Source organism: Vibrio natriegens NBRC 15636 = ATCC 14048 = DSM 759, assembly GCF_035621455.1.
GTDB lineage: Bacteria > Pseudomonadota > Gammaproteobacteria > Enterobacterales > Vibrionaceae > Vibrio > Vibrio natriegens.
Genome location: NZ_CP141822.1, coordinates 1,745,842 through 1,772,819, shown reverse-complemented (window position 1 = coordinate 1,772,819; position 26,978 = coordinate 1,745,842). Strand labels below are relative to the sequence as shown.

Here is a 26,978-nt window from a genome sequence, read left to right as displayed (position 1 = left end):
AGGAATTATAAATGTCACATCCAATCATCCAAGATTTGAATCGTCGCTACACAGCGAAAAAATATGACGCAAGTAAGCGTATTTCACAACAAGATATGGATGTAATCAAAGAAGCGATCCGTTTGTCAGCATCTTCGATCAACTCACAGCCATGGAAGTTCATCGTGATTGAGAGCGATGAAGCGAAGCAACGTTTTCACGATACTTTCGCGAACATGCACCAGTTTAATCAACCGCACGCGAAAGAAGCGTCACACATCATTTTGTTTGCGCACAACCCGAAGTTTACCAAAGATGATTATCGCAAAGTCGTCGATGTGGAAGTTTCTTCAGGTCACTTACCAGCAGAGATGTATGACAACATGCTCAATGGAGCATTCGGATTTGCAGAGTCACAAACCAATGAACTTGGCTTTAATGGTCACTGGACTAAAGCGCAAACCTACATTGCCCTAGGTAATACTCTGCATGTGTTGGCACGCCTTGGCATTGCTTCAACACCAATGGAGGGCGTCGATCCTGAAATGATCGGCAAAATCTTCGAGAAAGAGCTTGATGGCTACGTATGTGAGTTTGCACTGGCGATGGGTTACCATCTTGAAGGCGAAGACTACAACTACGGTTTACCTAAATCTCGCCTTGCAGCAGAAGATGTTCTGGTTACCCTGTAATTAATAAAACAAGATAGAATCACTAAGCCACCCGAGTCATTCAGCTTGGGTGGTTTTTTTATCTTCATTTAGCGGAGTTTTGGCCTCGATATACTCAAGCCAGCGTGGTGGGTTGCCTATGTATGCCTCTACTGCGCTTATAAACGCTTGAACCAGCCGAGTTTGTTTACGGTGCGGATAGAGGGCGTAAATAGCCTTATCCTGCGTGACAATGTTGTGCTTGGGAAGCAGTTGTACCAATCCAAGCTCAGAGAGTGGTTGCGACAGGTTTGAGGCATCAAGACGCGCATAACCGACGCCATCTCTGACCGCTTCAATCAGGGTGCGCACATCATTAACCCGATAGCGTCCTTGCATCTTATACTCTTGATAATCCTCGCCATTGGCAGTTTCACTGATAGTAAAAGTATCCAAAGTGACATCATTATTGCTGTAGATCACCGCAGGCAAAGCGTTAAGTTCCTTCGGCGAGGTTGGCAAACCATACTCTTTAACAAAGCGGTTTGAAGCCACTAAGATAAAGTGAGATTTGGCGATAGTTTTAGCGATCAAGCTTGAGTCGGACAATTTGCTCAAGCGAAATGCGAGATCGTAATGATCAGAGATAATGTCAGATTTTCTGTCGTCCAACGAATGGTGGATCTGCACATCGGGGTGGGCGCGCATAAACTCGGTGATCACTGGCCGTAAATATTGATGACCAAAATAACTGGGCGACGTGATACGCAAGACTCCTTTGGGTTTTTCCTGATAGGCATCTGCGGAGAGTTGGATCTCTTGCAAGGTATTGCGCAGAGTTTGTCCGTAACGGAAGATCTCCTCACCGGCTGAGGTCATTGAAAATGAGCGCGTAGAACGATTCAGTAACTGCACGCCCAGATCGCTCTCAAGACGCTTGATCTGTTTAGAGAGCGAGGAGTTATCCATCTCATTGAGCGCTGCCGCTTTGGAAAACGAGCCTTGCTGTACGACATCGACAAACAGCAGAATTTGGTTGGAGTTGACCATGATGTTCCTATCAAATCAGGGGGAGTAAAAGCTAGAAAATAACAGTTCATTAGAACCAGATCATAGCTCGTATTTTGTGGAGCTAGCCACTTCCCGAAGCTAGTTCGAAACTGGGTACAAACCAGTTAGGCTTCTCTTAGCGTCTTGTTATGTTACCGTTTAAACCTAATATGTTCAGCGCTGCCGATGCCTTCCTTATCATTTGCACAATATGACTCTGAGTTATTCCATCTCTCTTTATTCATTCTGATGAAGTCACGATATAGCTCCTGGAGCAAGATACTCATGACAGGCGATGTTGCATTCTCTTCATCCTTTCACTTGGTTTTTATTTGTTGCGAAAAAGTAATGGGGATGTGGATTCATTACATTAAGGTAACATTTTGCAACCACTATCGAGTTCTGTGATAACGCTTCATTTTGTTACATCATAACACTACGTATTCATTTCCAATGCATTGAATGGATTAGCATATCGCCTTAGCATAAAAATAGACCTCGGTATCAAAATTATGCCTAGGTCTCAAAATTACGACAACTAATGGATTAGGAAAGTAAATGGAAAGTCTTAGTTTTAAAGCTAGGTTAGCTAGTTGTATAGTCGCGCTATCTTGTTGTTCAACAACAGCATTAGCGAATCAAATAGACGGTGATGGTCGTGTAAAAGATCGCTATATCATTGAGTTTAAAGGTAAGTCACTTGCTGATGTTACCGATGCAAATGAAAGCTCTCACCTAGAAGATATACAGGAAGAACAAAACGCTTTTCGTAGCCAAGCGAAGAAAAAGAAACTTAATTTTAAAGAGCATTCCAAATTTAACCGATTGGTTAATGGTGTTTCGATTGAAGCAGATTCTGAAACGATTAAAGCAATAGAACAGTTTTCAATGGTAAAGGCTATTCACCCTGAATACGTTTACTTCTCAGGCGAAGAAATCGAAGAAGCAGTACCTGATGCTACTCGTGAAACCATAACAGTAACTAACCTTACGGGTGTTCCAGAGGCTCATGCTGCAGGTTTTACCGGTAAAGGTATTACTGCCTGTGTGGTTGATTCTGGTATTGATGCCGAACATCCGGCATTCGCTGGTAAAATTTTAGGTGGTTATGACTTTGCCGAGGGTGATTCTGATTACTCAGACTCCGGCTACCACGGTACCCACGTCGCAGGTATTCTTGCTGGTAATGGCCCAAATATGGTGGGTGTAGCGCCTGATGCTAAATTACGTATTTATAAAGTATTTGGTGGTGAAAACAGTGGCTATACATCAACAATTTTGAACGCGCTAGAGCAAGCCGTTGCTGATGATTGTGATGTTGTTAACATGAGTTTAGGTTCAATCCGTGGTGGGGTGATTCAAAAGTCTATTTTACCGAAAGCGGTTGATAAACTAGCGGTAAAAGATATAGCGCCGGTCGTATCTATTGGTAATGCGTCTGCAGGTCCTTTCCTTCCTGCAGCGCCCGCAATTGCTAAAAAGTCAACAGCGGTAGCCTCTGCTATTGGTAGTTACTATGATGCGGCGTTAGCGTTCAAAATAGATGATTTAAAAGTACCATTTGTTATTGCGAATAATTCATCTGTCCCTCTAGGTGGCAGCAGTGAAGTGATTAACTATGGCGCATTTGACTGTGATGTTGAACCGGTTGGCCCTTTTGAAGGCAAAACAGTATTAGTTAAAAAGCCGAAAGGATCCATCCCTTATTCATGTACCTCTAAACAGGCTGCTTTGTTGGAAAGAGAAGGCGCAGGGGCAATTATTTGGTGGGATGAACCGCTGTATGATACAGACTTTTGGTTGTATCGTTGGGCCAGCAATATGATTCCATATAAACAAAACCTATCGATTCCTGTAGCGAAGATCAGACCAATTGATGTTCCGGCCTTAGAGGCCAAAATTGAAGCCGGAGAAACAACAGTGATTTGGGGTGACTATGTATCTATAGATAACCCGTATGCAAATACTCCTTCAATTACATCTACTTGGGGTCCAACACACGAGTTAGACTTCAAGCCGGAAGTAATGGCTCCGGGAGAAAGAATTTATTCTGCGATGCCAAGCCAGTATGCGCATTACGGCTTTTTAACTGGGACATCAATGGCTTCACCCCATGTAGCTGGTATTACAGCGTTAATGAAGTCAGCAAACTCTAAACTTAAGCCTGGCGATATTCGCAACATCCTTATGAATACTGCACAGCCACAAGTCATTGGTTGGACTGGCGAAGTTGGACCTGCATCAACAGCATTGCAAGGCGCTGGTATGGTAAACGCTATTCAAGCATTAACCACCGAAGTTACTGCGTTACCTGCTAAATTTGCTATCGGTGATTTGAACGGTCATAGTTTTGATGGGTCAATTGAGCTAAATAACGACTCTGATCAAACATTAACGTTCAATGTTCGTCATGAAGCAGCATTAACCGCAGCGCCACCTATGACTCAGCGATGGATTGCAAGGAAAGAAGCGGCTGAAGTAACGTTTAACGTTGATCAAATTGAAGTATCTGCAAGTGGTAACGGTACAGTCTATTTTAGTATTACAGAGCCTACCGACGTGCCAGAGGGTTCAGTGATTTCAGGTTGGATCGTATTTGATGCAGTTGAGACGGGCCAAATCATTCGTGTTCCTTATTTAGGTTTAAAAGGCGACTATCACGCCTTACCTATAGAAAATGAGACATTGACTGAAATTAACCCAAGTATGAGCTCATTCTTTACACGTCCAGAAGCAATACCGAACTGTAGTGGCCCTGTTTGGACGCAATCGCCATGTTGTAACCAAACCGAAATTGCAGGTTCTTGTGGTCCTTCATATGGTCCGGGTGTACCTGTCACTTTAGACTTTACTAACGACAGTGCAAAAGACGATACGGTGTTCATGGGGATATCACAAGCCTTCCCTATGTTGCGAAAATTTAAAGCACAAGTGCTAAACAACAAAGGTAAGGTTATTGCTCCTCTGGGTTGGCGTAATATGCCTGAAGGCGTGACGATGGAAGATGTTCAGTACATGGTGCGTACTAGTGGTGCAGGTACTGGATTAGAATTCGGTTTCTGGGATGGTAAACTCGCTGATGGCACCGATGCTCCAGCGGGAGAATACATAATCAAGCTGGAATTCCATAAGTTACTTGGTGAAAACGACATGTCACCAGACATTGAAACTTGGGAATCACATCCAATTACATTGACAAGGTAATTTCCTTTACGCCGTGTATACGCCCGCGAATTAGCGGGCGTTTTTATTAATGAGCCCAAGAAAAAGGGTCGTGACTCACAAGTGGATCGACCAATAGAACTCACGCTCGTTAAATGTTCCGATAACCTTTTCATGCATCTTGACTGACTTTGAACACCCAATGCGGATTTATTTTTCAAATAATTATTTGCCAAGAGCGTGCGTAATCATGGCTAGCTAATCGTTTTGCGTTATACACCGTATAAACTTCACTATTTTGCAGCGTAATGTCGACCAGATGTTCCATAGCGTCAGGTAATGGTTATTCTGTGACTCTAGGTAAGTAGTTCAATTAAGAGCACAAAATTGATCAAAACACCCGCACTCACCTTAAAATCTACGCTATGTTGACGTTGAGGAATATAGAAATAGGTTACAATAAACTTTTGTGAAACTGTCTATGGATTTAGACGAAGTCACAATCGGACAAGGAGGCTGTATGACCAGATTGTTAGCCATAGTGGTTTTGATCGTGTTTGCATTCGTGCTATTTCGTTATCGAACCAATGAAAAAGTCCAAAAAGCGACCATCATTATTTTGATAGGCGCATTCCTGATTTACACCGCATCAATAATGGTCGCGGAACTGATTCGCTAGCAAAATAACAAGATTCCTTGGAGTAATATACGGTGAGTTCTCAGAATAACATTGAAGAACATGAAGACGTGGTTGTGATAGAGCAGCGTGACAAGCGTACTCAAATTTATATCGCAATTGCAGCGGTCTTGGGCATTGCCTTGGGTGGCTTAGTCGGCTCCATTGTAACTGCGTACAAATGGGAATCGGCGTATCAAAGTTTAGAAGAGAAATATCAGGTACTTGCTCAGGATAAAACTCAGCTGGTATCGCAAGTGCAAGTTCGCGAAGCGGGCTTAGAAAAAGAAGTCGAGGACAAAGTAGCGGCTCTTCTTGCGGCAAAAGAAGCGGAGCATCAAAAAGAGCTGAAAGCGCTACAGTCACAACTTACCGAAGTCGAGAAGGTAAACTTGTCTCTTGAATCTCAGGTTAAGCAACAGAACGACAAGATTAGTACCACTAAATCAGAAAACGAAAAATTGACTCGCCAGAGTGGTATACAAGCGACAATGCTGGAACGTTCGCGCGAAGTTTTCCAAAAAGAGCTAAAAGTCTCACAAGAATTAGAATCTTTAGAAAAAGAGCGTGAAAGTTTACTGCCGAAAATTAGTAAGCTAAAGAAAGAGTGCGATGTGTACTTAGAAGGCAAGTCTTGGGATGTAAAATCTGATGTGTGCAACAAACATGACGAAGCCACATCACGCTTAAGCCAGGTTGATCAGCTGATTGAAGTCCACAAAATGGATTTAAAGCAGATCAAAGAAATGAGTGAAGACATGGGACTCTAATTAGTCTGACTATCGCTTCACATAAGCATAAACAAAAAGGAGCACCAATAAGTGCTCCTTTTTTCGTACTCTTGTTTGTTTAAAAAGCTAAATACGTGACGCGTCGTAGCCAGACGCCAGCAGTAGCTCTCTTTCGCGTTTAATCAATTGCGCACGATCTTCGATTAATTCGTTTAACGCTAGGGAAGGTTTACCCGCGAATGTTTTGAATTCAGCGAACGTTGTCGCCTTGGCAATTTCATCGATCATACCGCTGATGACGTTACGAGCTTCACACGGGTTATCAACGGTTTTGAAATATTCAACTTGTTGTGCTGCTGCTTTCATTTCTGTCAGTAGTTCAAGAGGACTACTATCCTTTGCCACTGCCATGTAGTTATCAAGCACGCGTTTTGCGTACAGGAGTTCGGTTAGTGGGATATCTCGTCCGCTTTCGATTAGGGACTCGCTAAGGATCATACTTGAGCTCATTGCCATTCCTTTTTTGTCTTCTACACAGCTGTTGGTTTTCACTTGAGTCTAATTTATTGAAGTCCCAATGGGAATGGTTGAATGGAAATTAAAATGATATTTTTAGTCTTTTTTGGTGAATAATAATTCATTTTTGGGTTGAAGACTAAAAATGTGGTTTTTCCGCTACGAACTTTACATTCGATGTCGAAAAGCTAAGGATCTTTTACAAGTAGAAAGAGGAGCTCAAATGGCTCCTCTTTTAATCAGTATTAACCCCCAATCTTCTTCTTATTGAGATGAGTACCAATCATGTTTATACGCTTTTGAAGCGAATAGCGCATTGGCTTTCGCTCTTTCAACAATGGCTTCTTCAACATCCAAAGGTTGCATTGTTTTGTTTTCAAAGTCGTATGACAAAGTAGTCACTTTTTCTCCAGGAGAGAACACGACCAAGTTATCACGCGTTAAGTAACCAAAGTTTTTGTCGTACTGCATCATAGCGCGTTCGTCTTCTCGTGCTAACGGCTTGGTCAGATCGCGTCCAATCATCGGGCTTTTGGCATCAACGCCAATCAGAGAAAGCAGTGTTGGCGGCATGTCGATGTTGTTAGAAATCCGATCGTCTTTTCGAGGCTCAATCCCTTTACCAATGATCAATGCAGGGATGTGGAAGTGTTTGACCGGCACTAAGTTAGCGCCTGATACACGAGCATCATGGTCGGCAATCACGATAAATATGGTGTCATCCCAGTAGCCAGATTTCTTTGCTTTTTCAAAGAAGGTGCCAAGCGCGTAATCTGAATACTTCACCGCGTTGTTACGCGTCATGTAGTTCTCATCATACTGCTCAATTTTACCTTGAGGGTATTCGTACGGGCTATGGTTACTTGATGTGAACACTAAGCTGAAAAATGGTTTGTCATCCTTAGACAGGCGTTCGAACTCTTCATCCGCTTTGTTATAAAGGTCTTCGTCACTTACGCCCCATGATCCAACGAAGCCGGGGTTTCGGTAATCTTTTTCTTCAACAATTTGTTCAAAACCATTCCCAAAGAAGAAGGTCTTCATGTTGTCGAAGTTTGCCTCACCGCCATAGATAAACTGTGTGTGATAACCTTGATTTTTCAACAAATCAGCAATAGTAAAGAAGCCGGTTTGGCTTTTGCTCAGTTTCACAACCGAACGTGAAGGGGATGGTGGAAAACCAGTTGTCACCGCTTCAATGCCTCGTACTGATCGTGTCCCCGTGGCGTACATTTGGGTAAATAACCAGCCTTCCTCTGTTAATTTGTCCAGATTTGGGGTCAATGGCAGGCCACCTAAAGAGCCCACAAACTGCGTACCTAAACTTTCTTGCAACAGGATAACTAAATTTTTAGGTTTTCCTTTGTAAGTCGCAGAGTTGTGATTCATTGTTGGCAAGAGTTCAGGGTTAAAATCCGATTTCTTCGACGATTCGCGAACGATCTCCAACATTTTTTGGCTATCCATCTTGCCGTAAAACTGCTCAGCACTCTTTTCCGATTTCATGTTATTGACGGCAAACAACAGAGAATATGAAGAGTTGAGGGTCAGGTCGTTCAATAGAGGGTCGCTAGAGAAGGCTACCATCGCTGGGTTAAGAGGACGGTGACCCAAAGAAGAGCGCGCGCCTGCGACACCAATCAGTACAACCAAAATCGCCAACAAAGGACGCCACTTCCAGTGGATCTGCTGTGCAGAATCAGTCAGTTTTTTACTCCATTTCCAACCTAAAATAAGAGTAATAGCCGTACCAGCGGCACCAATGAACAGTTCTAGCTTATAACCTGTCCAGAGCATGCTCATGACTTCTTTAGGATAAATTAAGTACTCGATGAACAGGCGGTTAGGGCGCAGGTCATACTCCTGAATAAACGGAGCGGTTGCCAATTCCATGTAGACCAGAATCCATAGGCCAGCGACCATCCACAGGCGCAGTATCCACTTCCAGCCATTGCCTATTTTGCCCTTCAAAGGCAGCAGTGCAGACAGCAGAGCAGGGAGAATAAATAACCAACACAATGTAGCGAAATCTACGCGAACACCTTGGCCAAGAATATAAATGAGATCTTGAAATGATTCGATTCGGTCTGATTGCCAAAAGAGTAACAGAATTCGTGAAAGTGATAAGAAAGCGAGTGAAAACAAGGAAAAAACAGCAATTGGCTGTAGTGGCCCAAAAACGGGTCTATTAAAAGTACTTCTCATATTTACTTATTTGATAGATTTAAAAATTGTGCGACGCAGTTTTTATCACGGGTAGCGTGAAATAAACGTGAAACATAACCGCAATCTATATGTGAAAGGAGAAGTATCTGAGTTTTTATTTGGGAATGCGACGAGCCTCACTGATAGTTGGGTCAATAACCGCGCAAGCTATGCGCAACTTGACGCGGTTGGTTCGCTTGTTAGGTATTGGGGAATGCGATCACAAACGTATTCATCCCGTTTTCCCGAGGAGCAATCTCAATCGTGGCATTGTGCAGTAATGCAATGTCTTTGCAAATTGACATACCGAGACCAGCACCATCGCCGGTTTCTGAGTGACCACGATAAAATTGCTCAAAAATTCTCTCACGAGTTTCTTGAGCAATTTCTGGCCCTGTATCCGATACAGACACTTTGATGGCATTCTTATTCTGGGTCACTTGCACCTGAATTTCGCTATTCGCACCGGAATATCGAATAGCGTTATCTATCAGGTTACGGAACAGGACACCGAGCAACATCGGATCTCCTGACACCTGAACATCCAGAGAGGACAGGCTGATGTCTTGCTCTTGTCTCAATGCCAGCGGAGCCAGATCGGCTACTACCGTTTGTAGCAGAGGAGTAAGCTCAATAGTGTTAAATACACGTTCTGAGAGACTGTCTACTTTGGCTAAAGTGAGAAGCTGATGAATAAGCCGGTCGGTTCGTTCTATGCCTTTGAGGATATTTTCCAGGTCACCGCGCAGTTGTTCCGGATCATTACTCTGAAGCGCATTTTCAGCGTTTAGGCGCAGTATAGTGAGCGGTGTTTTCAACTCGTGAGCTGCGGCGCGAGTAAAGCGTTTTTCACGTTGCCATGCCTGTTCCAGCTCAGACAGCAGCGAGTTTAGCGCATTTACCAAAGGGTCTAGTTCTACCGTGTGGTCCGTTACGTGTATTCGATCTAATCGATGTACATTTCTTTGTGTGATGGCACTACGAAGCTCATTGATGGGGCGAAAGTAGCGTTGAATCAACCAAATCAACAAAAGCAATAACGTTGGGATCAGCAAGATCTGTTCAATCAATGTCGACAGAGCAATTTCACGAATGATCTCTTGTCTTATTTTCTGTTTCTCAGCCACCACGACATACTCATTGTTATGGGTGGTATGAGGGAAAGAGAGCTGGAAGGTTCTCCACGCTGTGCTGTTTACTTTAATGTCAAAGTAGCCGTTGTTGTTTGATGAAGTCGAAAGCGGAGGCAGGCTGGGGGACGAACTCCAAATGAGTTCATCGTTCCTGAAAAACTGAAACACGAGGTTTTGTTCGTAGGGGTGGCCGAACTTGGTTGCTTCATCACCATCGGCTTTTGCTAACTGCTTGATATTTTGCATCCATTGCTGGAACAACTCTTTATGATTAGCAAGTGTGCTCTCTTCTTTCGATACCGAAAGGGTGAGAAACATCAGTTTCGCGGATTGTCCAAGCCTTGCGTCATAAACCTCTTCCACCTCATGTTTGGCGGATTCAAAACTGAAATAAAGTGATATCAGGAGTAAGGTCGAGACCAGCAAGCCAACAGAGACGGTAAGCTTACGTTTTAAAGAGTAGGGCTTGTTATTTTTCAAGAATGTACCCCACACCACGAATGTTTTTAATCGCTACGTTTGGCGCTTTTTTACGTAAGTTGTGTATGTGTACTTCTATCGCGTTGTCACTCGCGCCTTCATCCCAGCCATGCAGAGATTGTTGCAGCTGCTCTTTACTTTGTACCCGACCTGCGTTGGTGATCAAACTCGTTAGAATTTTAAACTCATTGCGGGTCAGTTTGAGAGGCACGCCGTCATAACGAATGTTCTGCTCAGATAATGACAGAGATAATAATCCTACTTGAATAAGCTCGTCGGCACTGCCTGATTGACGTCGAATGACAACACGCAACCGCGCAAGTAGTTCTTCCAATGCAAATGGTTTGCCGAGGTAATCATCCGCGCCACTATCCAGGCCCTGAACACGATCGCGAATATCATCTCGTGCCGTGAGTATCATGACTGGTAGTTTAAATCCGCCTTTTCGAATGTTACGTAGCACCTCTAATCCATCAATATCGGGCAAAGTGAGGTCTAAAATCACGGCAGTAAACGCTTCAGTTTTAAGTGCGCTAGTCACACCCGCCCCTTTTTCCAACCAGTCCACGGTGTATCCATGGCGACTAAGTGAAGTCACCATGGATTGGCCGAGTAGTTTGTCATCTTCTACCAGCAATAAGCGCATAAATTATTTTAGTCTCCCTAGCGTTGCTTCGATTTCTTGTCTTCTGCCTTTATCAGCTAAAGGACGGTCAGGGCGAGGAGAGGCTTGCATCGCTTGAGTCAGATACACTTTCGCTTCTTGATCTCTTCCTTCCTCAGCAAGGAAATCACCATAAAAATAGTTAGGATCGATGCCATTTGGGTTGATCTCTAAAGCTTTTTTCAACATTTGTTCAGCTTTATCGTCATCACCAAACCCAATTGGCCACCCCGGAACTTTATAATACAGCGAACCCAGGCTGGTGTAAGCTGATCCATCAAGAGTTTGTGGTGAAGTTTTAATGACTTGTTCAAGCAGAGACTTCGCTTCTTTCGCTAGAGACAGTGCACCCAATCCACCTTTAGCTCCCGCAAGAGACGCTTTATTGATAGCCAGCCAAACCGTCAGCTCTGGGTTGCCCGGTTCTCTGTCTAAGTAAATACTGGTTTTTGCAATTGCGCGATTAAAGCAATTTTCCTTTTCATCACTGCTAGGTGTGCTGTACTGACACTCTGCCCATTTCTTTTGCACATCTTGAAGCGGGCTGTTTCCTGCCAACGCAGCGGTTGAAGCTAACGCTGAACATACAGTTAAAGTGCATAGTAGTTGTTTAGTATTCATCGTTTCTGTCCTTTTTAGTGGCTGGCGCGGTTTACATATTCATGGATGGTGTCTTGCTGTTTTCTAATCGCTGATGACACGATGTTTGGCAGCAGTTGATTAATGCGTGCGAATAGCTTTTCTGGCCAGCCGATCCATTTGGCTGAAATCTCTTTTTCCAGCATGGTGACTACGTGCTCAGCGACCACCTGTGGTGAATCGGTTTTGTTTCCCAATTTCTGGTTCAGTTCATTAACCGTGTCGCTGTTTAATGACGTCTCGGTGGCTCTAGGTGCTAGGTACAGAGCCCGAATTCCAGTCGCAAACAACTCACGGTCCAGCGCTTCAGTGAAACGGTGCAGTCCCGCTTTTGCTGCGCAATAAGAGGTATAACCTGGATATCCAATGGAGCCGAATGTGGAACCAATGTTTAGGATAACGCCTGGTTGCTTCAGCCAGGAAAGTGCAGACTGACAAAGCAGCATGGGTGCCACCAAGTTGAGTTGAATATCCGCTTCAATCTGTGTCGGACGTTTTTGACTTAATAAAGAGAAGTCGTTACTTCCGGCGTTATTGATTAGCGCATCCACTTTTTGTTTTTGTCGGGCTAGATCACGTACGGCATTCAGTCCATCGGTAGTGGTAATGTCTGCGACTAATACGTCGTGGGAATCTGGATTAGCGAGAGAAGCCATCAGCGTGAATAGCTTTTCTTCATTTCTTCCAACTAGTATTAATGTCGCACCGCGATTGGCCAACTCTGTTGCAATAGACTGACCAATCCCGCCTGTTGCACCAGTGAGTAGAATTTTGCTGTCTTTGATGTTCATTGCTTACCTCACGCGGCTTGCTGATTCGAGTAAGATGGCAATGCTCGAAGCATCTGGCCATAAAGAGAAAACACCATGTTTGCCGAGTCGATGATGACTTGCTGATCTTCCTCTTTGGTTATTTTGTTCATCAATGACTCAAAAAACTGCAGGTGATCCTGATCCAACACGCTATGAGAAACGAGATAGGTCATTGCAGAAGGAGGAAGGCCCAGCACAGACTGGATTTTCTCTGCCATCTGCCCGCCGATACCAACACTTGTACCTTCCAGAACCCAGACCATGCCAAACAGCGCTAATGGGTTATTTCGATCAATGTTGTGGTAGAGGTAAGACACCATCAACTCGATTGCTTGTCCGACTCGGCCTTCGTCCTGATTGTTACGCACAGCGTCAGCGTTACCGCTACAGGCTTGGATATCATTGAGAATCCATTCTTGGTGGCCTTTTTCTTCCTCAATATATTCAGCAATGGCTTCACGAACCCATTCATATTCAGAAGATAGTCGGCCTCCACAAGCCATCAGCAGTGGCACGGTGTGTTTAACGTGATGATAAGCCTGGGTAAGAAAGGCGATATACATCTGCTTAGAAATTTGACCTTGCTGCACGTCACCAATTACTGGCGCGCTAAGCATAACTTGTTGAGCTGCTGAAGTTTGTTGTTTTAGTTGTTCGAAAAAAAGGGTCATAACCTTCTCCTTAATATGCGATGGGCTGCGGTAAAGGCAGGTCAAGTTTTTGAACCTTTTGACCTTGCAGCATGAATTCTGGATTCGTATTCGTGATTAGTTGATTAACACTGTGTTCGATTTCACTGCGTTTAAGTTTGCCGTTTTCGGTGTACCAACTTGCGATGGCTCGAGGATTTTTGATGACCAGCAAAGTCTGGATTCGCGCGTAATCAGGCAGTGTGCTATTTAATGCGGAAATTTTTTCTACCAGGTTCTCGCTGGTGGCGACAATGGCGCACAACGCAAGCCGTCCGTCACCTGTGACAATGAGCGGAACATTAGGCAGAAATGCCAATGCTTCGGACTCAATCCACTCAGGTGACACATTTCGTCCATAAGCGGTGACGATAAGGTTTTTCTTGCGACCAGATAAGGTGACAAACCCTTGTTCATCGAGCTGAGCTAAGTCGCCCGTTGCTAGCCATTCTTGACTAAAAGGCTCATTCAAATAGCCCAGTGCGATGTTGCCCTTTACATGCAGTTCACCATCTTCTGCGATACGAATTTGTGTATGCGGCAGTGGTTTTCCACACGTCCCAGCTTTGAAAGACAAAGGCGTGTTTAAACAAACGACCGAGCCACATTCCGATAAGCCGTAGCCTTCAAAAGCGGGAATGTTCAGCGCGTGAGCTGCGTTAATCAGAGATGACGACACTCTTGCGCCTCCAACGGCGACAAATTTCAGCGAAGCAGCAAGATCTGGCTGCTGTCTGACAATATGGGTAAGCGCGAGCAACAGCGCAGGAGTGAGTACTAAGCTGTCTGGCTTAATCTCCGCTAACACTTTGGCAAATAACCCCGCGTCGAACTGACTGGAGCCCAACAAACCGGTTTTTTCGCCGGGCAGAATATGGGAAGTCGCGCCCAATAAAAGTGGTACATAAATCCCTGTGATGTTTTCCAGCAATGTCGATAGGGGAAGTAAAACCAAATGTGATTTGGCTAAACCGTCAACACTTTTTGCTAGCGATTGTGCCACTGCACAGAGATGACCATTACTTAAACAGACACCTTTTGGCTGACCTGTTGAACCCGAGGTGAAGGTGATTTTCCCCGTTCCTGCTAGATAAGAAGTGGAACCTTGAACGGCTATGCGTAAGACATTCAAGCCAGCGACTTTGGTGCTTGTATTTTGGTTCGCTTGAGGCTCTATAGATGCTGGCAGTGAGACATCTTGCCAGTCGCCAATCAGTGCGTCGACGCGAGACTCTTTTAACGTGTGCGCCACTTGTGCATTCGAAAAGAAAGTAGGAATAGGGACAACGACGATATTCGCTGCCATTGCCGCCAAATCGATAATTGCCCAGTTCACGCTGTTTTCAGCACGTAGCGCTAGTGCTTCTATATTCAGAGCCTTTAACGCTTCAGCAGTCTGTTCTATTTCCTCCAGCAGTTCAGCATACGTAAATTGAACGCTTTGTCCCTGTTCATCGGTACCAACAAGTGCAATTTGATTGGGTTTTGTATTAGCCCACTGGTTAAGAGTATCGAAAAGAATATTCATATTTTACCTACGCTTGTTTGCTTTTGCGTTCGTGAACTAAACGAAGACGCTCTAACCCTTTGACCAGGTTTCCAGCGAGCACACGCGGTTGATGATCGTAATAAGACCCCCAAGTCGATAGCGAATCCGGAACCTTGTTTGGATCGGCTTGAGCGAGGGTTTGTGGTTCTAATCCAAGACGAGCCATCATGGCGTGAAGAGGATCTGTTGCGGTGAAAATGCACCACTCAAAGCCAAGATCTACCAGCATTTGAGCAATCAGGTAAAAGTGCAGGGCAGACATGCCTTTCGCAAATGAGGCAAGGTGTCCAAACTCAACCAGATTGGAGCGTTTTACGTCACACTGAAAAACGGTTGAGACAAGGTTTTGCGCTTCGTCCTCTAAATATTGTTCGAGAAATAGAGGCTCTTGCTCTGCAATACGAAACCCACAAACTGAAATAATTTTGTCGTTATCGATGAGCGTTAAATACGCAGGCATGAAAACTTTAAGTTCGGCAAAAAATGCTTCTTGATAACGAAGAGAAACATGCTCGATCACATCATGCCAAAGAGGATGAGTCGGGCTTACGATGTCTAAAGTAAAACCCTGAATAGAAGTCTGTTCATGTTTTTTCATTAGCGCTTCCATTTGTTGTTTAGTCACCAACAAAATAAAACGCGAAACTTAAGAAACTCTTAAGGAATGAAATTTAACTGAATTTTATCTTACAAATGCAGTTTCAGTAGCTTAGAAGAAGTAGGGAGTGGCATGTTTAGGCTGGAAAGGTCAAAAAATAAGAGCCAGTTGGCTCAACCAATGGCTCTTATTGTCGTGAGTTGTGCTGTTACATCGCACTCTAAAAGTCGTTATCTGATGGTTTACATCGCCGCTTTCTTAGCTTCGGCTACCCAGCCATCGAACATTTTTTGGTGCGCTTTAATCCAGCCGTTAACATGAGACTCGATATCCGCGGTACTGTTTTTACCTTGGCTCATCATCATGTTTTGTGCACTTACGTCATTAATGTTGAGCTTCATGATTTCAAACAGCTTAGCTGCCGCTGGGTTTTTCTCAGTAAACTCTTTATTCGCAACGATGCGCATAGAGTTCATTTCGAAACCGTAGTTCTTACCGTTTGGCAGGGTAGTGTCGATATCGTTACGCTCACCAGGTAGTGAAGAGAATGGTACTTCTAACCAAACGACGTCTTTACCCGGAACCAAAACACCACTTACCCAGTATGGCGTCCAAGTGTAGTAAAGGATTGGTTCGCCTTTCTTGTAACGAGAAATGGTGTCTGCGATGATCGCGGCATAGTTACCTTGGTTATGCGTGACGGTGTCACGAAGTTTGAAAGCATCCATCTGGTGTTCAACCACCATTTCACAACCCCAACCTGGGTTACAGCCAGTTAGATCGGCTTTACCGTCACCGTTGGCATCAAACAGTTTCGCCAGTTTTGGATCTTTCAATTGGCCAATATTGGTAATGCCATATTTCTCTGCGGTTTTCTTGTCGATCAAGTAGCCTTGGGCCGCGCCGCTAACGTACTGGCCTTTGCGATAGAACTTATCGTCACCACCAGACATGGTGTACTTGTCGGCGTGAAGAGGGAACCAGCCAACGGCTAGAAACGTCGCGTCGCCTTTAGCAATGGAAGTGTAGCCAACGTTGTAGTCTACTTCTTTGGTTGGCTGAACGTCGTAGCCAAGTTCTTCCAACGCACGATTTACGATTAACGTTTGAAACGTCTCTTCTGCTACGGTTGACTGCACTGGTTGAACAGTCACACCTTCACCTGGTAGATCGGCTGCAATACCACTTGTCGAAAAAGCAATGGTACTTAGTGCCCCAATAGAAAGGGTTGTCTTCCATGAACTATTCATTCGTTTTTCTCCTAAGTTTTTTATCGTCTTGGTTCGTTTTCAGTTTTAACAGGTATGAAACAGGACCCGTGTGATACCAGCGCAGTTTGGTATTACCTGCGTTTACGCCTAATACCTGAGTTATTCGGTCTAAAAGAATCGCAAGGATTACGATACCGATACCACCTACAGCCGCTAGACCCATATCAAGTCGCCCGATACCACGTAACACCATTTGACCCAAGCCTCCGACAGCGATCATGGAGGCGATAACCACCATAGAGAGCGAAAGCATCAGAGTTTGGTTTACACCTGCCATGATGGTTGGGAGTGCCAAAGGTAATTGGATGCGATACAGCATCTGTTTTTTGCTTGCCCCAAAAGAGTGACCCGCTTCGATCAGTTCTTCCGGTACTTGTTGAATGCCCAGAATGGTCAAACGAACAACGGGCGGAAGTGCGAAAATAATCGTAACCACAACACCAGGAACATTACCGATACCAAACAGCATAACGATAGGTACCAGATAAACGAACGCAGGTGTGGTTTGCATGGCATCTAAGATCGGCCTGACAAATTTTGCCGCGGTGTCACTTCTTGCAAGCCATATCCCTAAAGGTAGCCCGATCAACAGACAGAAAAATACGGCTGTTAAGACCAGTGACAGTGTGGTCATCGCTTGAGACCAAGCGCCAATCAATCCAATGAAGATGAGAGATAGAGCGGTCGATACGCCCAGTTTGAAGTTTGAGAATTGCCACGCGAGTAGAAACAGAACCAGTACCATAATTGGTGCTGGCGTTGACACAAGTGTGGTTTCAAATGAGGTCAGAATAAAGTCGATTGGAACTCGAATCGCCTGAAAAACCGGACGGCCGTGATCCACTAACCAGTTTAATCCTGTCTCTACCCAGTCATCGAGAGGAAGTACAGCTTCCTCAAATGGGTGCATGATATCGAACGGTGCATGTTCAACTGTTTCCGAGCTGAGCCAGTCATTGCTGGTGGCTGCGTCCGAAGTTTGACCCCAGGGATCATCTTGCGCAGGAGCTGGCTGAGCCCACGGATCGTTATTTGTTTCTTCTGATGACATTGCCTTACTCCTTGTCTAGTGTTTGCAGAAGACGTGATTTCGTCACAACGCCAAAGTAAGTCCCTTGTTCATCGACAACGGGTACTGCATAAGGAACGTCAGCAACCACGCCTAAAATATCGTTAATCGACTGGTGTGGTTGGAGGGTGACATCGTTCTCTAACTGTGCGCTGGCTAAGGAGCGATTTTCTTTGTGCGCTGAGCGTAATGACTCGAGCGAAACAATGCCGGAGTAGCGGCTGGATTTGTCGATGACAATACCGTATTCACGATCATGGTCCATGAGTATCTGCATTGCAGATCCCGGACCGTCGTTATCCGATTTTTTAAACACGGCTGCTGGCTTTTTACGAGCGATATCTTTAACCGTCAAAACACTGGCTATGTTTACGCCGCGGAAGAAGGCTTCTACATAGTCGTTAGCGGGGTTGTGAAGGATTTCATCCGGTGTACCAACTTGAACAACCGCACCATTTTGCATGATCGCAATTCTGTCACCGATTCGCATCGCTTCGTCAAGATCGTGAGAAATGAACACGATTGTTCGCTTATCGTCATTCTGTAAACGGATAAGCTCGTCTTGCATTTCAGTTCGAATAAGCGGGTCGAGGGCAGAGAATGCTTCGTCCATCAGAAGAATGTCAGGGTCACAGGCAAGTGCTCTTGCTAAGCCTACACGTTGCTTCATACCGCCTGACAGTTCATCCGGAAATGACTCAGCGTAAGTATCTAACCCTACGCGCTCTAGCGCAGACAGAGCGCTGGCTCGTCTTTTCTCTACATTAACTCCGGACAGCTCAAGACCAAAGGCGGCGTTTTCAATCACCGTCATATGTGGCATCAGTGCGAAGCTTTGGAAAACCATTGAGATGTTGTTACGACGGACTTCTCTTAGTTCGTCTTCAGAGATGTGGGCAATGTCTTTACCTTTAAGGAAAACACTCCCTTTGGTTGGTTCAATCAATCTGTTTAGGAGGCGGACAAGAGTGGATTTACCTGAGCCTGATAGGCCCATAATGACGAAGATTTCCCCTTCATTGATAGATAGAGAAACATCGTTTACACCGACAGTTAACCCAGTTTGCTCAAAGATGTTGTCTTTATCGACACCTTTGTCGATAAGTGAGAAAGCACGCTCTGGGTTCTCACCAAACACTTTATAAAGTCCCTTAACTTCCAGTATGGGGTCCATGTAATCGTCCTTTTTTGTGTTAAACGTTTTGTACTCTAATTAATTTTTGAAAAAATATCAACGAACTAGGGTTGTGTGTGATCTTGGTTCCAACTGGTTTTGGGTGCTTTCTTTGATATTTTTAATAACCATTAAATTGTTTAATAACAGTTATTTATGTTTAATTTTATCTGGATTTTTTGGGTCTAATAGACGGTGCTAAATTAATCTTGAACTTTATTAGACATATTTGTGTACAGGCGTTGAGTGTATTTTAATCAAGATGAGGCCGCTTTGCTTAAGAAATAGAGATTAGAGGTCAAATGTTTAGATAACAAATGGCTGGCTTGTTGTTTTGATTTGGGATGGATTGGTTAGGAAAATGGTAGAGAAAATTGTTTGGAACTTAGATTGGTTGATTAAACAGTAAGGAATTTGAGCGCTTTCATGCATGGTAGCGGCAAAACAGTGCGTCTCTATTCGTTGATAGGCTTTAGGTTATCCCGAAAAATAGAGTGTACGCGATATATTATTTTCTAATTTACGATCCCCCGCGCTATTAACAGCTTCTGAATAAGATTAGAACTCAAATATTTTAATATATGGTTAAATGGCTATAAAGTGTGACTAGTGTCACATTTATCAGGTTATAATCCGCGAATATTTGATTTTTGGTGGTGAGGGATGCCCATAATAATAGCGAATTTAATTAGACCTCAAAGGATATGAATTTTCACATGATCACATCAGCACCTTGGGTCCTCTATCCAGAAATTAAAGAGGAAACAAGAACCAAATGGATTTTTCGTGAACCTAAGATTTCTGACGGTGACGACATTTACAGCTTAATTGCAGACTGTCCGCCGTTGGATATGAATTCTTCTTATTGCAATTTCCTTCAGTCAACACATTTCAGCAAGACCAGTATTCTGGTTGAGTGCAATAACGATATCGCTGGTTTCATATCGGGTTATCAGAAACCAGACGAACAAGAAGTGTTATTTGTCTGGCAGGTTGCAGTGTCACCTCGTTACAGAGGACACGGTTTAGCGTTTCGCATGTTAAAAGAGCTTCTGACCAGAGAAGGTCTAAGTAACGTGAAGATGGTAGAAACGACTATCACGGAAGACAACAAAGCTTCTTGGGCTTTATTCAAAAAGTTAGATGCGATGAACGGCAATTCAGGCCAAGTAAGCACATTTTTGGATGAAAAAGCTCACTTTAAAGGCAAACACGATACAGAGTACTTGTATCGAATTCCCCTAAAATAATCCCCTAACAATAGGAATTAAAAAACGGTCTCATCATGGATATTTTCAAAAAGCAGGAATCCAACGTACGCTCATATTCAAACAACTTTCCAGTCGTATTTCGTAAAGCGAAAGGCTGCTGGCTGGAAACAGAACAGGGCGAACGCTATTTAGACTTCCTTGCTGGAGCGGGATCTCTAAATTACGGCCATAACAACCCTGTACTTAAGCAAGCATTACTTGAGTACATTGAAATGGACGGTATTACACATGGTCTAGACATGCACTCAGAAGCGAAAGCAACGTTTCTTGAAGCGCTAGACAACTACATTCTTAAGCCAAGAAAACTGGACTACAAAGTGCAGTTCACTGGGCCTACTGGTACTAACGCCGTTGAGGCAGCACTTAAGCTGGCTAAAAAAGTAACGGGCCGCAGCAGCATCGTCGCTTTCACCAATGGTTTTCACGGCTGTACAGCCGGCGCATTGGCGGCAACTGGTAACCAGCATCATAGACAAGGCAATGGTTCTAGCCTTCACAACGTGTCTCGTATTCCTTTCGAAGGTTACGCAGGCGTGGATGGTTTGGCTCTGTTTGAAACCATGCTTAACGACAATTCTGCTGGTATGGACAAGCCTGCCGCTGTACTTCTTGAAACAGTACAGGGTGAGGGTGGCTTGAATGCCGCTTCAAACGAGTGGTTACAACGTCTAAGCAAAATTTGTAAAGCAAACGACATTCTTATGATTGTCGATGATATACAGGCTGGTTGTGGACGTACGGGTACGTTCTTTAGTTTTGAGCCATCAGGCATTCAGCCAGACATCGTAACCTTGTCGAAATCTATTGGTGGTTACGGTTTACCAATGGCGGTTGTGCTTCTGAAACCAGAGCTTGACCAATGGAAACCAGGTGAGCACAACGGTACATTCCGTGGCAACAACCACGCATTTATTACTGCCGCTAAAGCGCTGGAAATCTACTGGGCTAACGAAGACTTTGAAACGCACATCAAGCAGTGTTCAGAGCGTGTAAGTAGCGTTATTGAGCGTTGTGTACGTCGATTCCCACAAATGTTCGTGAAGCAAAAAGGTCGCGGCATGATGGTTGGTATCGAGTGTAACAGTGGTGACCTGGCATCAGAAATTGCTAAATCGTGTTTTGACAGCGGCATGGTCATCGAGACTGCTGGTCCAGACGACGAAGTGGTTAAATTCTTCTGTCCTTTAACCATCAGCGAATCAGAGCTCGATCAAGGACTAAGCATTTTTGAAAATGCAGTAGAAACTATCGCTGCAAAACACTTCAAACAAGCATCTTAATAAGGAAAATTAATAATGATCGTTAGAACACTCGAAGAGTGTCGCAACAGTGAGCGACGTGTAGTTTCAGATACTTGGGAAAGTGTCCGTATGTTGTTGAAAGACGACAAGATGGGCTTCTCTTTCCATATCACAACTATCTACGAAGGTACGGAAACGCACATCCACTACAAAAACCACTTAGAGTCAGTTTTCTGTATGAGTGGTGAAGGCGAGATTGAAGTGGTAGGTGGTGAAACCTATCCAATCAAACCAGGTACACTGTACATTCTGGATAAAAACGACGAGCACTACCTAAGAGCATATAAAAACAAAGAAATGGTAATGGCGTGCGTATTCAACCCACCTATCACAGGTGCGGAAGTACACGATGAGAACGGCGTGTACCCTCTTGTTGACTAAAACTAAATAGTCACTGTGAGGTGGGCTTCCACCTCACATTTCAATTCTCTCTTCTTTATTTTTTAAGTTACCAATCAAAAAAGGCTTAACATGACTTTTACCGTAGAAAAAATCGGCGGTACTTCAATGACAGCATTTGATGCTGTTCTAGACAATATTATTCTTCGTCCCAAGACACCATACAACCGAGTATTTGTTGTATCGGCGTACGGTGGTATGACTGACGCGCTATTAGAATGTAAAAAAACCAGTAAAGCGGGCGTATACCAACTGGTTGCTAAGCGTGATGACTCGTGGGAAGAAGCGTTGGCATACGTAGAGAATCGTATGTTGCTGACAAACGAGAATATTTTCGCCGATCCAATGAATCGAATGCGAGCGGATAAGTTTATTCGTTCACGCATTTCAGAAGCGAAAAACTGTATCGCTAATATTTTAGAAACGTGCCAGTACGGCCAGTTTTCACTGCGTCACTACTTGCCTCAAATCCGTGAGTTTCTTTCTTCAATTGGTGAAGCGCACAGTGCTTATAACACCGCGTTGAAACTGAAAAACATGGGCATTAACGCTAAGTTTGTCGACTTGTCAGGTTGGGATACAACCGAGCCGAAGAGTCTTGATGAATCAATCAGTGAAGCTTTTGCTGATATCGATGTATCAAAAGAACTACCTATCGTGACGGGTTATGCATATTGTAAAGAAGGTCTTATGCATACGTATGACCGAGGCTACAGTGAGATGACTTTCAGCCGAGTTGCTTCGATCACGAAAGCGAATTTAGCGATAATCCACAAGGAATATCACTTAAGTTCTGCTGACCCACGTGTTGTTGGTCCTGAGAAAGTATTGCCAATTGGCAGCACGAACTACGATGTGGCTGACCAGCTGGCTAACCTGGGAATGGAAGCTATTCACCCTAACGCAGCAGCGGGTTTGCGCGAAAGTGGTATCGAACTGCAGATTAAAAACACATTTGAACCTGAACATGAAGGTACTTTGATTTCTTCTGGTTACCGTCCAGAGGAAGACAAAGTGGAGATCATCGCGGGTAAGCAGAAAGTGTTTGCGTTGCATCTTTTTGACCAAGCGATGGTTGGTAAAGTAGATAACGTGAGTTACGAGCTGATGGAAATCATCTCAGATGCACACGTGACATTGGTTGGTAAAGAAATGAACGCCAACTCGATTACTTACTACCTGGGCGGTAATGCAGACAGCTTAAACAAAGTTCTGTATAAAGCGGAAAAATGTTACCCGAAAGCATCAATTAAAGGCCGTATGGTAGCGTTGATCTCAGCGATTGGTTCTCAGATTGACACCAACAAAACCTTGGCGAAAGGTGTATTGGCACTGATGAATAGTGGTGTGACGCCAGTGGCTCTGCACTCATCATTACGAAATGTTAATGTACAATTCGTTGTGGGTGATAAAGAGTATCAGCGAGCAATTTGTGCACTGCACGATGAGTTCTTCGAACCGGTTGAGAATGCTGAGTCGATAGAAGACGTTGCGTAAGTCAATTACACAACAAGACGTGATACAAAGGGAGCCTTTCTAGGCTCCTTTGTTGTTTGTGGCTTTACTGTGTTTATTTCGGCAATGAAAAGCGGCTTATTTGGACGATAACACACGGGCTGTGTGCGTATGCTTATCCGTTCTTTAGCTTACACTTTCTGTCACGACAGGATTTGAGTGGCGTCTGGCTATCCAATACGCGATACCGCCCCAGAACACGGTTAGCAGCCAAAGGGCAGTCCAGTGTTTAGCCACTTGTTGCCATGTTGCGCCCATTTGATTTAAGGCGAGAAAGCCCTTAATCGCCCAAGTACTCGGGCTTAAATCAGCAACCCAAAGCAGGGGAGCCGGAATGGATTCTACTGGCCAAATGAAACCGGCAAGGAAGATAAGTGGCATTGAGCTGACCAATACGACTAAGGTGACCAGTTCTCTGCGTGGTAAAAGGTAACCGAGCCAAAAACCCAAACCACAGCAGCTCAACAGAAACGGAACCAGCAAGGAAAGCAGTTCAGTTGCCTGAGCGATGTGATTAACGCTTAACCTTTCAAAGCTGGCACCAAAATAATACGTACTAAGCAGGAAATAAATCGCGACAAAGATAAGCGTTCGCACAAACAACAATGAGGTCGTTGTAACTTGTGACCAGTAACCTCGACCATGTCGCTGTGATCCCGTTTGCAACCCAACCGCCATGATCAACGTTTGTTGTAGAATCAGGACGAACACCGCGGGTACTACGTATTCGATATAACCCATGGTGGGGTTAAAGGTCGGTTTCATATTTAGTTTTATCGCCGAGTAGTTGTGGCTGGCCATACTCAAAGGCACACCTTCAATCACTAGCTTACTGACTTTTACCTGCGCACCTAGCGTCCCGCCAGCTTGTGCCAAACCTTCTACGACTGTGCCATACACCAAAAAGTAAGAAGCGTCCGCGGCATAGGCAAGAGTTGGGCTTTTACCTAGCATCAAATCTTTATAGAAGTGCTCAGGAATGACTAAAAAACCGGTGATATCGCGGTTCAAAAAGGCTTGTTTGGCGTCTTCGATGGTATGTAGCCTGGATACAATTTTTACCTGAGGTGTCGCATCCACCATACGCTCTAATTTCAGACTGGTCTGGCTGTCATCCAAATTAACAACTGCAATCGGCTGCTCCCGTGGGGTTTGCTGGGTATAGGGCAGTGGGTATAGGAATGAATAAAATATCACACCACCAAAGACGGTTAGTGTGACGACCGGGTTGGTAAAAACTGAGCGAATTTCCGCTTTAATCAGTTGCCAGAGTGTCATGCGCTCTCCTGACTATGATTAAGGCTTGTGGCATTTCGGTGTTTGTGGATTAACGCAGCAGTGAGTAGCAACGGTACGGTGTAACCGATCATTGTCCAAAGTGAACTTAGTGATTGAGCTGCTGACGCTCCGTAGCTTGCCTGACCTACTTGAACTTCAATGTAGTGGCTGATTGGCAATAGCGAACGCCAAGCCGTAGCAAGCGTGCTCATGTCTGTGACTGGAAAAGTAATGCCCATAAAGGCAAAACTTGGCGCAGTAAACGCACCAGCGAAACTCATCGCGCGAGCGGGATCCATAGACAGAAAGAAAAACAGGGCACCCATAATAATACAGGCGATAATCGTCACCAGCTGTGCCAGTAATATAACTACTACGCTGCCTTCCATTGGCCAGTTCAGCAGAGTATAAAACCAGTAGAGGTATAGAGCACCTTGGATCATAAATACTGGAATGTAATGGCTTAGAATTGACGCCAGTCGTAAGCAAGGTTTTTCGCCGAGAAACTCGAACCTATTTTTACCTCCATAAATACGAAAATGAGCAGCAAGAATTAAAATCGTACTTACTACGATGCAAATCTGCCAAATAGCGGGCACGATAGCCGTAACCAGAAATTGTGCATAGTTGGTATTGCGATTAAAAAGCGCAGTAATTTGTGTCGAAACAGGCACGGCCTGCCCGATAGTGGCAAGCGAAGTGGTATTGCCTTTGGCGAGATTACCCATGGTTTGCACCTGAGCATCAAAATAGCCTTGCGCTTGTGCAACGGCCGAGTTTATTAACTTCGCTACCAGAATATATTGGCTGTTGAAGAAAACAGACAGCTGAGGCTGACGGTGCTGAAGTATGTCCTGATCAAACTTTGGCGGGATCACGGCATAAGCGTAAATGTCACCTTCGATCATGGCATTTTTCGCCTCGGTGGTACTGGCGTAATGGTAATCCACGGACAAAGTCGAAGACGCATCTAAGGACTGGATCAGCTTACGTGAAAGCTGTGAGTGCTGCATGTCCACGATACCGATGGGCAAATCACGTGCGATACCAGCAGAAAAGACTCCCCAAATCGTCAGAGCAAGCAGAATGGGCACCCAAGTAAGGCAGGATGCCAACCATTTATCGCGTCGTACTATATGGCGTTGTGAAATCTGAATCGTCATAACGTTAACCTAAGGCCGTGTTCAGAGTTCAACTACAACACTCATGCCCATACGCAAGTCAGACTCTTGCTGGACTGGTCTCGCTTCGACTTCAAAAGTACGTAAATCAAACCCTTGAGCCGCATCCGTTGCACGCCAAGTCGCGAAGTCGCCCATTACCGCAACATGCGTGACTTTAAATTCTACTTTCTTATCCAAAGCGGGTAAGTAAGCCTGAAAGGTTGTCCCTTCATTGAAATACTTCAGAAGATCTTCACGCACATTCAGCGTTGCCCACGCGTCTTGTGTATCGATAACCGTAACGACAGGAAAACCTTGTGGTGCAAGTTCTCCACTTTGCAGTAGAACCTGAGACACTTCGCCATTAAACCAGCTGTGTATTTGGGTGTCTTTGGCGTAAGCTTCTACTTCAGCAACCGCGCCAGACGCCATGCGTGCTTTTTCTGCTGCAGCGACTTTGGTTTCACTGCGAGCGCCTTCTTTCGCCATCTCATACATTTGGAAAGCCGCGCTTTCTGTGTATTTAGCTGCCTGCCATTGAGTTAATGCCTCGTCGCGTTTCTGTTCAGCAACGACACCATCTCGGTACAGGTTATTAACTCGGTTATAGGTTTTTTCCATGAGATTAGCAGCGGCTTGCGCTTTTAACCATTGATCTTTAGCGGCTTGGATCTGCTGTTCACGAGCCCCTTTTTCTGCCTCTTGGGCCAAGGCATCTGCCGCTTTCTCACCCGCTTTGGCTTGTTCTAATTTTGCTGCGATTTCTGGACTGTGTAGCGTGAAAATTAGCTGGCCTTTTTCAACATCATCTCCTTTACGGACCATGACTTGATCAATACGACCCGGCACCTTTGAGGAAATGCTGTATTGCTGTGCCTCAATCATGCCTTGAAGACGAACCGGATCTGGCTGATAAGCCCTATAAAACTGAAAGCCAACCCAGGCGGTAACACCTACAGCGCAAAGTGATAATAAAATGGGTTTTAATGATTTTGCTGCCATGG

At 44.6% G+C, this 26,978-nt stretch carries 24 protein-coding genes; 8 read left to right on the top strand and 16 right to left on the bottom strand.

Annotation, left to right across the window (positions count from 1 at the left end; all coding sequences use genetic code 11):
* Positions 1-11 precede the first annotated feature (11 nt).
* Entirely contained in the window at positions 12-671 is a 660-nt protein-coding gene (locus VER99_RS08035) for a nitroreductase family protein (RefSeq protein ID WP_020336371.1), read from the top strand.
* 36 nt (positions 672-707) lie between these two features.
* On the opposite strand, the gene VER99_RS08030 is transcribed toward VER99_RS08035, so the two are convergent.
* Positions 708-1,679 (bottom strand): LysR family transcriptional regulator, encoded by a 972-nt coding sequence (locus VER99_RS08030; protein ID WP_020336370.1) that lies wholly within the window; start codon positions 1,677-1,679, stop codon positions 708-710.
* 558 nt (positions 1,680-2,237) lie between these two features.
* Here VER99_RS08030 and VER99_RS08025 point away from each other — a divergent pair.
* The 3 genes from VER99_RS08025 (at position 2,238) to VER99_RS08015 (ending at position 6,287) form a co-directional block, all read left to right on the top strand.
* Positions 2,238-4,883, top strand: coding sequence for a S8 family serine peptidase (locus VER99_RS08025; RefSeq protein WP_014231979.1), 2,646 nt, complete (start codon positions 2,238-2,240; stop codon positions 4,881-4,883).
* A gap of 478 nt (positions 4,884-5,361) precedes the next feature.
* Positions 5,362-5,520 carry a hypothetical protein gene (locus VER99_RS08020; protein WP_014231978.1) on the top strand — a complete coding sequence of 53 codons (159 nt, stop codon included), beginning with the start codon at positions 5,362-5,364 and terminating at the stop codon, positions 5,518-5,520.
* Positions 5,521-5,552: 32 nt separating this feature from the next.
* A complete protein-coding gene (locus VER99_RS08015) occupies positions 5,553-6,287 on the top strand; it encodes a hypothetical protein (RefSeq protein WP_020336369.1) in 735 nt (244 codons plus the stop codon).
* An 87-nt stretch (positions 6,288-6,374) separates the two neighbouring features.
* Here the strand turns inward: VER99_RS08015 and VER99_RS08010 are convergent, their stop codons facing one another.
* The 12 genes from VER99_RS08010 to proV form a co-directional block, all read right to left on the bottom strand.
* Positions 6,375-6,758 (bottom strand): hypothetical protein, encoded by a 384-nt coding sequence (locus tag VER99_RS08010; protein ID WP_014231976.1) that lies wholly within the window; start codon positions 6,756-6,758, stop codon positions 6,375-6,377.
* A 270-nt stretch (positions 6,759-7,028) separates the two neighbouring features.
* Positions 7,029-8,969 carry an LTA synthase family protein gene (locus VER99_RS08005; RefSeq protein ID WP_020336368.1) on the bottom strand — a complete coding sequence of 647 codons (1,941 nt, stop codon included), beginning with the start codon at positions 8,967-8,969 and terminating at the stop codon, positions 7,029-7,031.
* 200 nt (positions 8,970-9,169) lie between these two features.
* Positions 9,170-10,582: a sensor histidine kinase gene (locus VER99_RS08000; protein ID WP_020336367.1), complete on the bottom strand. Its 1,413-nt coding sequence runs from the start codon at positions 10,580-10,582 to the stop codon at positions 9,170-9,172.
* The gene (locus tag VER99_RS07995) at positions 10,572-11,228 is read right to left on the bottom strand and encodes a response regulator (protein WP_014231973.1); all 657 of its coding nucleotides are present in this window, start codon (positions 11,226-11,228) and stop codon (positions 10,572-10,574) included. Before VER99_RS07995 ends, VER99_RS08000 begins: the two co-directional genes overlap by 11 nt.
* A 3-nt stretch (positions 11,229-11,231) precedes the next feature.
* Positions 11,232-11,867, bottom strand: a complete 636-nt coding sequence (locus VER99_RS07990; protein ID WP_020336366.1) for a tetratricopeptide repeat protein — start codon at positions 11,865-11,867, stop codon at positions 11,232-11,234.
* 14 nt (positions 11,868-11,881) lie between these two features.
* A complete protein-coding gene (locus VER99_RS07985) occupies positions 11,882-12,676 on the bottom strand; it encodes an SDR family oxidoreductase (RefSeq protein ID WP_020336365.1) in 795 nt (264 codons plus the stop codon).
* Between the two features lie 8 nt (positions 12,677-12,684).
* The gene (locus tag VER99_RS07980; protein WP_020336364.1) at positions 12,685-13,368 is read right to left on the bottom strand and encodes a TenA family transcriptional regulator; all 684 of its coding nucleotides are present in this window, start codon (positions 13,366-13,368) and stop codon (positions 12,685-12,687) included.
* A 10-nt stretch (positions 13,369-13,378) separates the two neighbouring features.
* Entirely contained in the window at positions 13,379-14,914 is a 1,536-nt protein-coding gene (locus tag VER99_RS07975; RefSeq protein WP_020336363.1) for an AMP-binding protein, read from the bottom strand.
* A 7-nt stretch (positions 14,915-14,921) separates the two neighbouring features.
* Positions 14,922-15,533 carry a thermostable hemolysin gene (locus tag VER99_RS07970; protein WP_020336362.1) on the bottom strand — a complete coding sequence of 204 codons (612 nt, stop codon included), beginning with the start codon at positions 15,531-15,533 and terminating at the stop codon, positions 14,922-14,924.
* Positions 15,534-15,775: 242 nt separating this feature from the next.
* Positions 15,776-16,783: a glycine betaine/L-proline ABC transporter substrate-binding protein ProX gene (gene proX / locus VER99_RS07965; RefSeq protein WP_020336361.1), complete on the bottom strand. Its 1,008-nt coding sequence runs from the start codon at positions 16,781-16,783 to the stop codon at positions 15,776-15,778.
* Positions 16,776-17,855: a glycine betaine/L-proline ABC transporter permease ProW gene (gene proW, locus VER99_RS07960; RefSeq protein WP_020336359.1), complete on the bottom strand. Its 1,080-nt coding sequence runs from the start codon at positions 17,853-17,855 to the stop codon at positions 16,776-16,778. Before proW ends, proX begins: the two co-directional genes overlap by 8 nt.
* Before the next feature lie 4 nt (positions 17,856-17,859).
* A complete protein-coding gene (proV, locus tag VER99_RS07955; protein WP_014231965.1) occupies positions 17,860-19,047 on the bottom strand; it encodes a glycine betaine/L-proline ABC transporter ATP-binding protein ProV in 1,188 nt (395 codons plus the stop codon).
* 716 nt (positions 19,048-19,763) lie between these two features.
* Here proV and ectA point away from each other — a divergent pair.
* From ectA to VER99_RS07935, 4 genes are all read left to right on the top strand, one after another.
* Positions 19,764-20,297, top strand: a complete 534-nt coding sequence (ectA, locus tag VER99_RS07950; protein ID WP_020336357.1) for a diaminobutyrate acetyltransferase — start codon at positions 19,764-19,766, stop codon at positions 20,295-20,297.
* 35 nt (positions 20,298-20,332) lie between these two features.
* Complete coding sequence (ectB, locus tag VER99_RS07945; protein WP_020336356.1) at positions 20,333-21,598, top strand: diaminobutyrate--2-oxoglutarate transaminase; 1,266 nt, start codon at positions 20,333-20,335, stop codon at positions 21,596-21,598.
* 15 nt (positions 21,599-21,613) lie between these two features.
* Positions 21,614-22,000, top strand: a complete 387-nt coding sequence (locus VER99_RS07940; protein ID WP_020336355.1) for an ectoine synthase — start codon at positions 21,614-21,616, stop codon at positions 21,998-22,000.
* Positions 22,001-22,090: 90 nt separating this feature from the next.
* The gene (locus VER99_RS07935) at positions 22,091-23,515 is read left to right on the top strand and encodes an aspartate kinase (RefSeq protein WP_014231961.1); all 1,425 of its coding nucleotides are present in this window, start codon (positions 22,091-22,093) and stop codon (positions 23,513-23,515) included.
* Positions 23,516-23,659: 144 nt separating this feature from the next.
* Here the strand turns inward: VER99_RS07935 and VER99_RS07930 are convergent, their stop codons facing one another.
* Genes VER99_RS07930 through VER99_RS07920 form a run of 3 tightly spaced genes read right to left on the bottom strand, consistent with a single transcriptional unit; the run spans position 23,660 to position 26,976 of the window.
* On the bottom strand, positions 23,660-24,811 hold the full coding sequence (locus VER99_RS07930) for an ABC transporter permease (protein WP_020336354.1): 1,152 nt from the start codon (positions 24,809-24,811) through the stop codon (positions 23,660-23,662).
* Complete coding sequence (locus VER99_RS07925; RefSeq protein ID WP_020336353.1) at positions 24,808-25,974, bottom strand: ABC transporter permease; 1,167 nt, start codon at positions 25,972-25,974, stop codon at positions 24,808-24,810. Before VER99_RS07925 ends, VER99_RS07930 begins: the two co-directional genes overlap by 4 nt.
* 21 nt (positions 25,975-25,995) lie before the next feature.
* A complete protein-coding gene (locus VER99_RS07920) occupies positions 25,996-26,976 on the bottom strand; it encodes an HlyD family secretion protein (protein WP_020336352.1) in 981 nt (326 codons plus the stop codon).
* Between the last annotated feature and the right edge of the window lie 2 nt (positions 26,977-26,978).

Excerpts from the sequence above, each read along its gene's own strand:
- VER99_RS08020 (WP_014231978.1), top strand. The coding sequence starts at position 5,362 with ATGACCAGATTGTTAGCCATAGTGGTTTTGATCGTGTTTGCATTCGTG.
- VER99_RS08035 (WP_020336371.1), top strand. The coding sequence starts at position 12 with ATGTCACATCCAATCATCCAAGATTTGAATCGTCGCTACACAGCGAAA.
- VER99_RS07990 (WP_020336366.1), bottom strand. The coding sequence starts at position 11,867 with ATGAATACTAAACAACTACTATGCACTTTAACTGTATGTTCAGCGTTA.
- VER99_RS07940 (WP_020336355.1), top strand. The coding sequence starts at position 21,614 with ATGATCGTTAGAACACTCGAAGAGTGTCGCAACAGTGAGCGACGTGTA.
- VER99_RS08025 (WP_014231979.1), top strand. The coding sequence starts at position 2,238 with ATGGAAAGTCTTAGTTTTAAAGCTAGGTTAGCTAGTTGTATAGTCGCG.
- ectB (WP_020336356.1), top strand. The coding sequence starts at position 20,333 with ATGGATATTTTCAAAAAGCAGGAATCCAACGTACGCTCATATTCAAAC.
- VER99_RS07985 (WP_020336365.1), bottom strand. The coding sequence starts at position 12,676 with ATGAACATCAAAGACAGCAAAATTCTACTCACTGGTGCAACAGGCGGG.
- proV (WP_014231965.1), bottom strand. The coding sequence starts at position 19,047 with ATGGACCCCATACTGGAAGTTAAGGGACTTTATAAAGTGTTTGGTGAG.
- ectA (WP_020336357.1), top strand. The coding sequence starts at position 19,764 with ATGATCACATCAGCACCTTGGGTCCTCTATCCAGAAATTAAAGAGGAA.
- VER99_RS07975 (WP_020336363.1), bottom strand. The coding sequence starts at position 14,914 with ATGAATATTCTTTTCGATACTCTTAACCAGTGGGCTAATACAAAACCC.
- VER99_RS07935 (WP_014231961.1), top strand. The coding sequence starts at position 22,091 with ATGACTTTTACCGTAGAAAAAATCGGCGGTACTTCAATGACAGCATTT.
- VER99_RS07995 (WP_014231973.1), bottom strand. The coding sequence starts at position 11,228 with ATGCGCTTATTGCTGGTAGAAGATGACAAACTACTCGGCCAATCCATG.
- VER99_RS07925 (WP_020336353.1), bottom strand. The coding sequence starts at position 25,974 with ATGACGATTCAGATTTCACAACGCCATATAGTACGACGCGATAAATGG.
- proX (WP_020336361.1), bottom strand. The coding sequence starts at position 16,783 with ATGAATAGTTCATGGAAGACAACCCTTTCTATTGGGGCACTAAGTACC.
- VER99_RS08010 (WP_014231976.1), bottom strand. The coding sequence starts at position 6,758 with ATGAGCTCAAGTATGATCCTTAGCGAGTCCCTAATCGAAAGCGGACGA.
- VER99_RS08030 (WP_020336370.1), bottom strand. The coding sequence starts at position 1,679 with ATGGTCAACTCCAACCAAATTCTGCTGTTTGTCGATGTCGTACAGCAA.
- VER99_RS08005 (WP_020336368.1), bottom strand. The coding sequence starts at position 8,969 with ATGAGAAGTACTTTTAATAGACCCGTTTTTGGGCCACTACAGCCAATT.
- proW (WP_020336359.1), bottom strand. The coding sequence starts at position 17,855 with ATGTCATCAGAAGAAACAAATAACGATCCGTGGGCTCAGCCAGCTCCT.
- VER99_RS07920 (WP_020336352.1), bottom strand. The coding sequence starts at position 26,976 with ATGGCAGCAAAATCATTAAAACCCATTTTATTATCACTTTGCGCTGTA.
- VER99_RS07970 (WP_020336362.1), bottom strand. The coding sequence starts at position 15,533 with ATGAAAAAACATGAACAGACTTCTATTCAGGGTTTTACTTTAGACATC.
- VER99_RS07930 (WP_020336354.1), bottom strand. The coding sequence starts at position 24,811 with ATGACACTCTGGCAACTGATTAAAGCGGAAATTCGCTCAGTTTTTACC.
- VER99_RS07980 (WP_020336364.1), bottom strand. The coding sequence starts at position 13,368 with ATGACCCTTTTTTTCGAACAACTAAAACAACAAACTTCAGCAGCTCAA.